The 11,223-nt window shown below is 35.3% G+C and carries 13 protein-coding genes; 5 read left to right on the plus strand and 8 right to left on the minus strand.

The window, feature by feature from the left end:
* Positions 1-268 precede the first annotated feature (268 nt).
* The 5 genes from frr to CVS92_RS07705 all read right to left on the minus strand — a co-directional run bounded on the left by frr (position 269) and on the right by CVS92_RS07705 (position 3,249).
* Positions 269-826: a ribosome recycling factor gene (frr, locus tag CVS92_RS07685; protein WP_072595202.1), complete on the minus strand. Its 558-nt coding sequence runs from the start codon at positions 824-826 to the stop codon at positions 269-271.
* Complete coding sequence (locus CVS92_RS07690) at positions 816-1,775, minus strand: polysaccharide deacetylase family protein (protein WP_107789052.1); 960 nt, start codon at positions 1,773-1,775, stop codon at positions 816-818. Before CVS92_RS07690 ends, frr begins: the two co-directional genes overlap by 11 nt.
* 2 nt (positions 1,776-1,777) lie before the next feature.
* Complete coding sequence (secG, locus tag CVS92_RS07695) at positions 1,778-2,107, minus strand: preprotein translocase subunit SecG (RefSeq protein WP_107789053.1); 330 nt, start codon at positions 2,105-2,107, stop codon at positions 1,778-1,780.
* Positions 2,108-2,174: 67 nt separating this feature from the next.
* On the minus strand, positions 2,175-2,558 hold the full coding sequence (locus CVS92_RS07700; protein ID WP_107789054.1) for a thiamine-phosphate pyrophosphorylase: 384 nt from the start codon (positions 2,556-2,558) through the stop codon (positions 2,175-2,177).
* Positions 2,551-3,249 (minus strand): Bax inhibitor-1/YccA family protein, encoded by a 699-nt coding sequence (locus CVS92_RS07705; protein ID WP_107789055.1) that lies wholly within the window; start codon positions 3,247-3,249, stop codon positions 2,551-2,553. Before CVS92_RS07705 ends, CVS92_RS07700 begins: the two co-directional genes overlap by 8 nt.
* Before the next feature lie 170 nt (positions 3,250-3,419).
* Here CVS92_RS07705 and CVS92_RS07710 point away from each other — a divergent pair, with 170 nt between their 5' ends.
* Genes CVS92_RS07710 through CVS92_RS07725 form a run of 5 tightly spaced genes read left to right on the plus strand, consistent with a single transcriptional unit; the run spans position 3,420 to position 8,241 of the window.
* Positions 3,420-4,064, plus strand: coding sequence for a carbonic anhydrase (locus CVS92_RS07710; RefSeq protein WP_072595207.1), 645 nt, complete (start codon positions 3,420-3,422; stop codon positions 4,062-4,064).
* A complete protein-coding gene (locus CVS92_RS07715; protein WP_107789056.1) occupies positions 4,057-5,901 on the plus strand; it encodes a mechanosensitive ion channel family protein in 1,845 nt (614 codons plus the stop codon). The genes CVS92_RS07710 and CVS92_RS07715 overlap by 8 nt, the downstream gene beginning before the upstream one ends.
* Before the next feature lie 10 nt (positions 5,902-5,911).
* Positions 5,912-6,070 carry a hypothetical protein gene (locus CVS92_RS09065; RefSeq protein WP_021091126.1) on the plus strand — a complete coding sequence of 53 codons (159 nt, stop codon included), beginning with the start codon at positions 5,912-5,914 and terminating at the stop codon, positions 6,068-6,070.
* A 46-nt stretch (positions 6,071-6,116) separates the two neighbouring features.
* Entirely contained in the window at positions 6,117-7,196 is a 1,080-nt protein-coding gene (locus tag CVS92_RS07720; RefSeq protein ID WP_234398718.1) for a GGDEF domain-containing protein, read from the plus strand.
* Positions 7,189-8,241: a GGDEF domain-containing protein gene (locus CVS92_RS07725; RefSeq protein ID WP_107789057.1), complete on the plus strand. Its 1,053-nt coding sequence runs from the start codon at positions 7,189-7,191 to the stop codon at positions 8,239-8,241. The genes CVS92_RS07720 and CVS92_RS07725 overlap by 8 nt, the downstream gene beginning before the upstream one ends.
* 25 nt (positions 8,242-8,266) lie before the next feature.
* Here the strand turns inward: CVS92_RS07725 and CVS92_RS07730 are convergent, their stop codons facing one another.
* Genes CVS92_RS07730 through CVS92_RS07740 form a run of 3 tightly spaced genes read right to left on the minus strand, consistent with a single transcriptional unit; the run spans position 8,267 to position 11,095 of the window.
* On the minus strand, positions 8,267-9,550 hold the full coding sequence (locus CVS92_RS07730; protein ID WP_021091123.1) for a TRAP transporter large permease: 1,284 nt from the start codon (positions 9,548-9,550) through the stop codon (positions 8,267-8,269).
* A gap of 10 nt (positions 9,551-9,560) precedes the next feature.
* Complete coding sequence (locus CVS92_RS07735; protein WP_084041037.1) at positions 9,561-10,103, minus strand: TRAP transporter small permease; 543 nt, start codon at positions 10,101-10,103, stop codon at positions 9,561-9,563.
* A complete protein-coding gene (locus CVS92_RS07740) occupies positions 10,103-11,095 on the minus strand; it encodes a DctP family TRAP transporter solute-binding subunit (RefSeq protein ID WP_103559406.1) in 993 nt (330 codons plus the stop codon). Before CVS92_RS07740 ends, CVS92_RS07735 begins: the two co-directional genes overlap by 1 nt.
* Between the last annotated feature and the right edge of the window lie 128 nt (positions 11,096-11,223).

An 11,223-nucleotide genomic window follows, 5' to 3' on the forward strand; every position in this document is an offset into this window, starting at 1 on the left:
ATGTATAAATATGTATAAAATTAATAATATTGAATAAAGAATTTAAGACGAATCCAAAATAAGAATTTAAACTAAAGCAATCCATGAAAATAGTTTAAAGACAAAGTGATGGCTATATTTTATGTAGTTAGGTTTTTTATATTTAATAGGTAAAAACACAACAGACAAAAAATTAAATTACTTGCTGATAAATATTTTTTTGAAATATTATTTTGAGAGAATATCTAGCCACATAAGAGTAGCTAGATAAGGAAAATTTCTAAAAATTTTAGATTTTTAAAAGCTCAGCCTCTTTCTCTTTTACAAGAGTATCGATTTTTGCAGTGTAGGTGTCAGTTATCTTTTGAACCTCATCCTGCCCCTTTTTGCTCTCGTCCTCAGTTATAGCTTTATCTTTTTCAAGCTTTTTGACTTCATCATTTGCGTCTTTTCTTACGTTTCTTATACTGACTTTGGCTTTTTCTCCCATTGATTTTGCATGCTTTGCATTTTCTTGGCGTTGCTCGACGGTCATCGGTGGGAAAAATAGCTTAACGCTCTCGCCGTCGCTGTTTGGATTGACGCCGATATTTGCGGCTTGGATAGCTGATGAGATCGCTTTTATCATACTCTTTTCCCAAGGCGTGATAGCAATAGTCGAAGCATCGCTTGTAAGAACAGTAGCTACTTGGTTAAGCGGAGTTGGTGAGCCGTAATAATCAACCATTACGTGATCTACGATGTTAATGTTTACCTTGCCTGTTCTTAGCGTTGTAAAATCACGTTTTAGTGAAGCAATAGCTTTTTCGCAGCCCTCTTTTTGTGTTTCGTAAATTTTATTTAGCATTAATGTCCTTTATTAGAAGTTTTGTACTTCGTTGATGATCTACTTTTAGTGATATTAAAACCTTGCGTTTATCGAGTGGTGGGTTAAATTTACACTCAAAAACGCCATTTGCCATAGGTACTTTTTTAAAGCCGTCAAAGCCAGTCATGAAAAAACTACCTTCGCTAGCATTTGTATCAGTTTTTATAATGAGTTTGTCTATTGCATTATTTTGTGGATAGCTATCTGGAAATATCCACTGGGCATTTAAAAATTTGCTATTAAAAGTTAGTGCTATTTTGGTACCGTTCATTACTGGTGTTCTATAAAGATCGTAAACATCACTCTTGTCTGAAACCGCACCTGAGTTTTGATTTAAAAGTGCTAAAAAACCAAATTCTTTTGCCAAAGAGACAACTCTGTCATCGATCTCGCCGTATGGCACTGCGAAATATTTTGGCTTATAGCCCATATGTTTTTCAAAGGTCTCTACACCCTTTTGAAAATCCTCTCTTAATGCCTCATCGCTAAGCTTCGTCATCCTTGGATGAGCGTACGAGTGGTACCCAATCTCGCCATAAGCCTCAAGTTCTTTAATCTGATCAAAATCCAAATAATCGCCATATTTATTTGCACTGGCTTCCACATAAAGCATTAGTGCAAATGGATAGTTGTACTCTTTAAATACACTAAGGGCCTTGTCATAGAAGCTTTTATAACCATCATCTACAGTGATGACGATCCAGTTATCAGGTATTTTTTCGCCAGCATTTACAGCATCGACTAGCTTTGAGAGTTTGACGACTTCATAGCCATTATTTTTGAAATATTCAAACTGCTCTCTTAAATTTTTAATAGAAATATCAGTGCTTGTATGTCTTGGATCGTCAAAGCGATGATAGACTAAAATATGAGCGTCTGCTAAAGCAAATGTTAGCGTCAAGAATGACGCTAAAAGTGTTTTTATCATTGTTATTTTGCTGGAGTTTGTGGTGCACTAGGAGCTGATGGTACGTCGTTTGACTTTGGTATGACTAGAGATTTACTATCGACGCTATCAACGATAGAGCGTTTTAGATCTTTATTGTAGAAGTATCCAAGTGCAAGTGTATTTAAGATAAATAAAATACCTACGATAAAAGTAAATTTAGCTAAAAATCCAGCTGGTCCTTTTGCTCCAAAAAGGCTCTCGTTGCTTCCGCTGTATGCTCCAAGACCGATAGATGAGCTCTTTTGAAGTAAAACTGCGATCGTGATAACGACAGCTAAAACAAATTGCAAGATTAAAAATATTAAACTCACGAAATTTCCTTTAAATTTTTTAAAAATAATAGTTTGCGATTATACAAGAAAAGATTTAAATTTTTAGTTAAAGTTCTTTTTCAAGCTCATAAAGCTCGTATCTTATGCTTTTAAAAAGCTCGGCTCGCTCTAAATTTATAAGTTTAAAGCACTCTTCAAGCACTCTTGCGCTTTCTTGTGCGCGCTTAAAATTTGCAGTGATTATCTCATCTAAATTTTCTCTAGCTTGCTCGCTTTTTGTGCTAGTTTTTAAAACGTCGTTTTGAGAATTTCTAAATTTTAAAAATTCTTTTTGCGGGATCTTTGCCTTGTGGCGGAGGGATTTTATCTTATAGGCGAGCTTGGCGTCATCAAAGACATATCTTTTTATATCTTCAACGACGCGAAGCCCTTCTTTTAGCCTATTTAGATTCGCATCTATCACTCGGTAGATGCGCTCGTCATTATTCATTTCTATTAAAAATGCCTAAAATTTGTAGTAATGATGTAAATAAATTTACAAAATCAAGATACAAAGCAACTGCACCCTCTACTGGCGTCTCGTAGTTGCCACGGATGATATTTTGTGTATCAAAAAGTATGTAAGCGCTAAATAAGATCGATGAAATACTTGCGATTACAAGTTGGAACATCGTGCTTTTAACGAAAATGTTGATGATCGCTGCTACAACGATAACTATCAAAGTTATAAATAGCATCTTACCCATCGTTGTAAAGTCGCGTTTTGTATTCATCGCAAAGACGCTTAATGCACCAAAAGCAACTGTCGTCAAACCAAGTGCTTGAGCTACGATACTAGCACCACTTGGCATAGCAAGGATCGCTGAAAGTAGCGGAGTTAGCGTAAGACCACTTACAAATGTAAATGCAAAAAGAAGTATTAAATTTAATCCCTCTTTGCGTTTAGCTGCCATTAGCCCAAAAAGTAGGACAAACTCAAGTATCACAAGTCCCCAAAACAAAAATCTATTTGCCACAAAAACACCAGCGATGCTAATGCCTACATAAGCGCCAGCAGTAGCTGAAAGTAGTGATGCTGCAAAAAGTTGATAAGTTTGTTTTATAAAAGTACTTAGTGAGCTTTGAGAATACGCAAGTTCTTCTTGATTTTGTTTTGCGTAGTTCCTATCATACAGACTCATTTTATCTCCTTATGAATTTTTGAATGAGTTTAGCCTAAAATAATTAAACAATGAATAAAAAGAATTTTAATAAATTATATTAGTTAAAAATTTATATATTAAAGTATTTTTTAGATTAAATAAAAGTTGCTATAATCGCGTAAAAATATAAAAAATGGAGATAAATTTCTATGGATGACTCGCTACTTGAAGGTGCGGTAAAATTTATGGAAGATGGCTTTTTGGAGCATGAAGAGCTCTTTAAAAGTCTACAAAATAGACAAGACCCACATACCCTTTTTATATCCTGTGTTGATTCAAGAGTAGTACCGAATTTGATAACAAACTGCCTTCCAGGCGAGCTTTTTATGGTGCGAAATATCGCAAATATCGTGCCACCTTATAGAGTGAGCGAGGAATTTTTGGCAACGACTTCGGCTATCGAATATGCATTAGAGCTTTTAAATATCAAAAATATCATTATTTGCGGACACTCTGACTGTGGCGGATGTGCAGCGCTTTATATGGATGAAAAAAAGCTCAAGACCACGCCAAATGTTAGAAATTGGATAAAGCTAATAGAGCCGATCAAGCGAGAAGTACTTAAATTTACAAGCGACGATCCAGCAAAGATGGCGTGGCTAACTGAGAGATTAAATGTGATAAATTCGATCGAAAATATAATGACTTATCCAAATGTAAAAGAGGAGTATGAAAGAGGAAATCTTCAAATTTATGGCTGGCACTACATTATAGAAACCGGCGAAATTTTCAGCTACGATTTAAAAGAGGGCACGTTTAAACTTCTAGCGGATAAAAGGGGTGAAAATGCGTAAAATTTTAACCATCATCTTGCTCTCATTTATAATGCTTTTTGGTGCTGAAAATAATAAAACACAAGAAGAAAATATACTAAGCCTAACAAATCAAATTTTAACTTTAAATAATCAAATCCAAATCATAAAAGCACAGCAAAAAGATACAAACTCAACAAAAGCTGATAACTCAAATTTAGCTGGACTTCAAAAGAAAAAAAATGACCTTTTGGAAAAAATTCCACTATATGTTATGCAGATTGAGGTAACTCAAAACGATATTGATAAATTTATTTTACAAAAAAATAATTTAGAAAAAAAAGTAGCTAGATTAGAGAAGCAATCAAACAAAGATGCTTACGTTCAAAGCGCTATTGAGCTTGAGAAAATGAAGATAGATTATGCATACTTCTCAGCTTTAATTAATCTTGAAGAGATATTTAAAAAAGGTGCTAAAGCAAACTCTATAAAAGAGGTGATAGATAACGGACTTTTAAATTTACAAACAAATTCTTACGTCAGTATAAAGGAGCTAAAAGATTCGCTAAATGAGACTTCAAGCTCTTACGATAACGCATTTGCAGAGCTTGATCTAAAAAAAGAGACTGATGAGGAAATTTTAATCTATCTTAAAAATAATGCTGATCTTCTAAGCTCAAGCATGATCTTATCAGAGCTAAATTTAGTCGATACGGTCGAATATATAAATAAGCTAACTTCTATAAATTCGGCAAAATTTAACGTTGGTAAGATCGTAGTTATAATCGTAGTATTTTTATTTTTTGTCTCACTTACAAGAATTCTCGCCAAGCTTACATACTGGCTTATGTCGCTTATTGCATCAGGCGAAGGCGTAAAGGAGGCAAAGGATCAGATAGTAGATATCGTTAAAAAGCCTATCTCTGCACTTCTTATCATTTATGCGCTAAATATTTGTATAGGTGTTGGCTTTTATCCAGTACCAGTGCCACTAACTCTAGCAAATATATTCTCTATCGTCTATATAGTCGCATTTTCATGGCTTGTTTTAACTATCCTAAATGGTTATGGCATAGTAATAATCGATAAAATCGCTCAAAAGAGTAGACGAAAAGAGGTCGTAAATTTAGTTTTAAAAGTAGTCTATGTAATTGTATTAATAATTGCACTTTTACTAATTCTTCAAAAGCTTGGCTTTGATATATCAGCGCTCATAGCTTCACTTGGTATCGGCGGTCTTGCTGTTGCATTTGCTGCAAAAGACATTATCGCAAACTTCTTTGCATCTGTTATGATGCTCTTTGATAACTCATTTTCGCAAGGAGATTGGATAGTTTGTGGTGATATAGAGGGCACTGTTGTTGAGGTTGGCTTTAGAAAGACGACTATTAGAAGCTTTGATAATGCTTTAATCTTTGTGCCAAACTCAAAACTGGCAAGTGATCCTGTTAGAAACTGGAGCAGAAGAAAGGTTGGTAGACGTATCAGAATGCTAATTGGCATTGAGTATGGAGCGACAACTGATGAGATTAAAAAATGTGTAGATGACATAAAAACTATGTTGATAAATCATCCAGATATTGCCAAAAGTGAGGATATAACAGCAAAGAAAAAAGGGCTAAAATATAGACAAAGTATAGTTTCGGTTGATGATTATGCTGGGTATAAATCAAATTTATTTGTCGTGGTTGATGATTTTGCAGATAGCTCGATAAATATCTTAGTTTATTGTTTTGCAAAGACTATCGTTTGGGGAGAATTTTTAGATGTCAAGCAAGATGTAATGCTAAAGATTATGGATATTTTAAAGCAAAATGGTCTAAATTTCGCATTCCCAAGCCAAAGCTTGTATATTGAAAGTGTCAAAGATAAAATTTAAGGAGAAAACAATGAGTGATGATTTTGACTATGAAGAAGTAGAAGAAGACTACTCTGAATTTAATGACGATGAGGACGATAGTAGCGATAGTTATGACTATAATTACGATGAAAATGACTACAACTACGAAGATAGTGACGAGGATGAGGATAGTTACGACTCTTATTAAAAATACTTAATGAAATTTAATGGAATAAATTTACAGGGAGTTTTATTTGACACACGATTTTGTAGATCAAAGTAGTTATAAAGCGATCGATGATATCTATAAAACGATATTAGACGTTATGATAGCTGCGAATGCACTATCTTTGTTGCTTTTTATGATCATAGCTACACCACTACTTTTTATGTGCTTATTATTTATAGCAGCTGGAATATTGCTTAGAATAAAATTTGACATAAAATATAGAGTATTAATATCCCTTGCATTTCACCTAAATATCATATTGCTTGTTACTATTATTGTTACTACTATGGGTTGGAATACTGGAATTTGGATAATACTTGTTGGTGTAATTTTTATAAACTACTTCCTAGCGTTTGATTCAAAGAGTCTTACTTATATAATGGCATTTTTAGAATTAATCTTGCTTATACTTCTTTATTTTATTCACAAAGATGAGGCACCGCTGATCCCATCGGCTATACGAGGGGCGATAGTTATATGCAGTATTGTTTTTGCTTTTTTTATTGTTTTAAGACTTTCAATGTTTGCAGATATCATCACTTCTAGTGGATATCAGCAAATAAGAAAAGAGACGGAAGAGCTTGAAAAAGACTCAAAGCATGATTTTTTAACTGGTCTTTTAAATAGAAGAACAATAGAAAAAACTTTAAGATTTGAACTAATTGCCAACAAGGAAAGAAGTGGTAATACAAATTTAGTCATAATGCTAGGCGATATTGATAATTTTAAAAAAATAAACGATACATACGGGCATGACTGCGGTGATGAGGTCTTAAAAGATGTAGCCAGCGCTTTAAAGAAATCATTTAGAGGCAAAGACTATGTTTGCCGCTGGGGCGGAGAAGAATTTTTGATAATCTTGCCCGATACAAAGATAGAATTTATCCACGAAGTGAGTAAAAGGCTTAAAAAACAGATAAATAACGCAAAACTTCCAGATAAAACTCCAGTTACTATGACCTTTGGCATGCTAATATGTGCAAATGGTATTGAGGTGGATTTTGAGCAAGCCATAACTTTAGTAGATAAGCTGCTTTACGAAGGCAAGCAAAATGGCAAAGACCGCATCGAATTAGAAATTTTAAAAAAGGGCTCGGATGCGTAGAATTTCACTCTATACGGCTCAAAAAATCATCATATTTTCAATATTATTAACTCACGTCTGTTATTTTTTTATCTTTTTATTTATGAAAGAAGAAATTCTAGCGGTTATGAATGTATTTTCGGTGGCAACCTATCTTTTTCTTTTAAGGCTTATTTACGATAGCCCTGAAAATAACAAGATAACAATGCTTATAGTCCAGCTTGAAATTTTATTTCATGCATTAGTTTGTATGCTGACACTTGGATGGGGATATGGATTTGGATTATTGTTTTTAGCATCGTCGCTAATACTATTTTTTACTTCATTTACCTATAAATTTTTTAACTACATAATAGTTGCAGTGCAAATAATTTTATCTATAGCCTGCTATGTATATTTAGATGGTCAGCCTGTAAAAGATTTTGACGGCTTTAGAGATCTACTTTTTGTTTTTAACTTAAGTATGGTTTGTATATTTTCGGTTGTTGTTTCGTACCTTTTAGAGAGCTCAAATTTATTTATATTTTTAAGTATCTTAGAGGAAAAAGAGATGGCTGAAAATATCTTAAATCACGATCCATTAACAGGGCTTTTAAATCGCACTTCAATGCAGAAAATTTTAAGTCAAAACGATCTTTATAAAAATAGGGACTTTGCTATCGTTATGTGTGATATCGATAACTTTAAAAAGATAAACGATACCTATGGACACGGCGCAGGAGATGCTGTTTTAAAAAGCTTATCAAGCATATTTAAAAATACATTTAGAGATAAAGATAGAGTAGCTAGATTTGGCGGAGAAGAATTTTTAGCAGTCGTCTTGGGCGTAAAAAAAGACGCAGCTGTAAGTATCGTAGAGCGTGTTAGAGAGACTTTGAGTAAAAATATAGTTGAGTTTGAAAACATAAAGATCAACGCAACTATGACTTTTGGAGTAGTTGCTCATGATGGTACGGGAGAATTTAGCTTAGAAAAGATGATAAAACAAGCTGATAATCTACTTTATGCTGGTAAGCGAAGTGGTAAAAATATCGTTATGAGTGCGGATTACGATCCAAAAGCATAAATTTAGAGGCAAGAGCCTCTAAATTTTAATGTCCATACATTATGTTTGGCAACCAAAGAGAAATTTGTGGTATATAAGTAACCAAGATAAGGCCAAAGAATAAAGTAAGTGTCCACGGCAAGCATGCCATGATGACCTCTTTTAGATTCATATTTGTAAGACCGCTTGCGACAAATAAATTCAGTCCAACAGGTGGAGTCACCATACCTATCTCCATATTTACAACTAAGATAATGCCAAAATGTATCGGATCTATGCCAAGTTGCGTTGAAATCGGAAGCAATAGTGGCACCATGATCATGATGACGCTTGAAGGCTCCATAAACTGACCCATGATAAAGAGCAGGATATTTACAAATATCAAAAATCCTATCATGCCGATATTTGCGTCAAGTATCATTGATGCGATCGCTTGAGGGATCTGCTCGCTAGTTAGCAAATATGCAAAAACAACGGCATTTGCTATGATGAAAAATATCATAGCTGTTGTAAGAGCCGAGTCTAGGCAGATATCCCAAAGATCTTTTATCTTTATATCTCTATAGATAAAAAGCGAGATAAATAACGCATAAACGGCACTTGCCGCAGCAGCTTCAGTTGGAGTAAAAATTCCTCCATAAATTCCGCCGATGACCACAACGACGATCAAAAGCGCCCAAAATGCTTTGGCAAATTTCTGCACTCTTACTTTAAATGGCTCAGCCTTAGTTGCTTTAAAGCCAAGCTTTTTTGCGCCAACATAAGTTTGAACAAGCATAAAAGCGCCGAGCATAAGACCAGGTACAACGCCTGCCATAAAAAGCTTACCGATACTAACCTCAGCAGTTACGCCATAAACTATCATAACAACTGAAGGCGGGATCAAAATTCCAAGTGAGCCGGCCGTTGTTATGCCGCCAACTGCGTACTCTTTTGGATAGCCAGCCTCTTTTATTGCTGCAAACATAATCGAGCCAATAGCTACAACCGTCGCAGGCGAGCTTCCAGATACCGCTGCAAAGATGATGCAGGCAAATATCGCACTCATAGGCAAACCACCTGGTAAGTGTCCGACCATAGACTTTGCAAAGTCGATGATACGTCTTGCTGAACCGCCTTTACTTAGTAAATTTCCGGCCAAGATAAACATCGGTATCGCCATTAGCGAAAATTTATTGATACCATCAAATATAAGCTGTGGGATCGTAGCGATGTCTATGTCTGTAAAAAATATCATCGTTAAAACGGTGCTAGTTCCCAGCGAAACAGCTACAGGCACGCCTATTAGCATTAGTGCAAAAAGTAGGATAAATAAAAATGCTATTGTCATCTTTTTCTCCTTAATCTTTGACTACGCTACCATGAGCTAGCTCATGTGCCTCGTTACTCACAACGTTTTCAGCAGGCGTTAGAGCTACTTTTATGGCTTTTTCGGTTGAGCGGTAGCTAGCTGTAACGAAGGCTATTGGAAGCACTACCATAGGGACCCATTGAGGTATGCCAAGGTCTATTATCATCTGCTCGATCTCGTGAAGAATTTGTAGATAATCAATCGAATAGACTGCGATAAATAACAAAAATACAGTAGTTAGTACATGAGAGAAGATTAAACACGCTTTTGCAAGGGCTGGTGGAAATTTTTCCACCAAAATAGTTACACTGACGTGAATGCCCTTATTAAAGCCGTATGCCGCGGCAAAAAACGCCGACCAGATAAAAAGATAGTTTGATAGCTCGCTCGCCCAAGACCAGCTTTTATCGAAAAAATATCTAGCCATAACATTTGCAAAGGCTAGCAATGTTCCACTTGCGAGCCCAACTACTGCGATAGTTTTATTTAGTGAGGCTATCGCTATATCAAGGACATTAAAAAAACTCTTCATTATTTTGTCCCAAGAGTCTTTTCTATGAGGTCTTTGCCGATAACATCATAAAATTTAGGATAGATTGATTGCATAACCTTCTGCCACTCAGCCTTTTGTGTATCATCGATCTTATAAATTTCTAGTTTTTTACTAGCAGCGATGTATTTTTCAAGCTCAGCTATGACGTGAGCGTCCTCTTTTGCTGTCTCTTCTCTCTCAAAAGCTGTTGCTTCGCTTAGAGCTTGTTTTACATTTGCTTTTAGATCATCTGGTAGCTTGCTCCAAAATTTATCGCTCATAACGACTAAATAGCCCAAATATCCGTGACTTGAAAGTGTAAGCGAGCTTTGAACTTCGTGAAATTTTGAGTTATAGAAATTTGAAAGTGGGTTTTCTGTCGCATCAACTACGCCTTGTTGAAGTGCAGAATAAACCTCTGAAAATGGCAGAACTTGTGGGTTACCACCAACTACTTTAATTTGTTCTTCAAGTACCTTTGAGCTTTGGATTCTAAATTTTTGTCCTTTTGCATCTTCTGGTACAAGAACTGGCTTTTTGCTTGAGCTAAAGTGCTTAAATCCAGCATCCCAATAATCAAGTGCCACAAAGCCTTTTTTTGTAACAAGGGCTTTTAGCTCCTCGCCAACCTCGCCATCTTGGACCTTATGAAGGTGCTCTGCGTCTTTAAAGATGAAAGGCAGGTCAAATAGCTGAAACTGCGGCACAATAGGCGTAAATTTTGAAAAACTTGGAGCTGCCATTTGGACGTTGCCAAGCTTTAGTGCGCCAAAAACTCTATCATCATCAAGTAACTGCGCTGATGGGAAGACTTGAACTTTTAGTTTACCGCCACTTAGCTCCTCAGCACGTTTAGCAAAAAAGTCAGCTGCCTTGCCTTTTGGTGTAGAAGCTGCAACAACGTGAGCAAATTTGATCGTATAGACCTTGTCTGCACCAAATGCTAAGCCACTGATGGCACAAGTAAAAAGTAAAGCTTGTAAGAATTTCATCTTTTATCCTTTGTAATGGTTTTGTTAAACGCATTATAAATTTCAAAAATAAAATTTTAGAAATTTTGTTTCGTAAATTCACAGCTATTTATTTTTATATGTGTATTTTAGTAACAAATGTGCTCTTA

This window comes from Campylobacter concisus (assembly GCF_003048555.1).
In the GTDB taxonomy this organism is placed as follows: Bacteria; Campylobacterota; Campylobacteria; order Campylobacterales; family Campylobacteraceae; genus Campylobacter_A; species Campylobacter_A concisus_AO.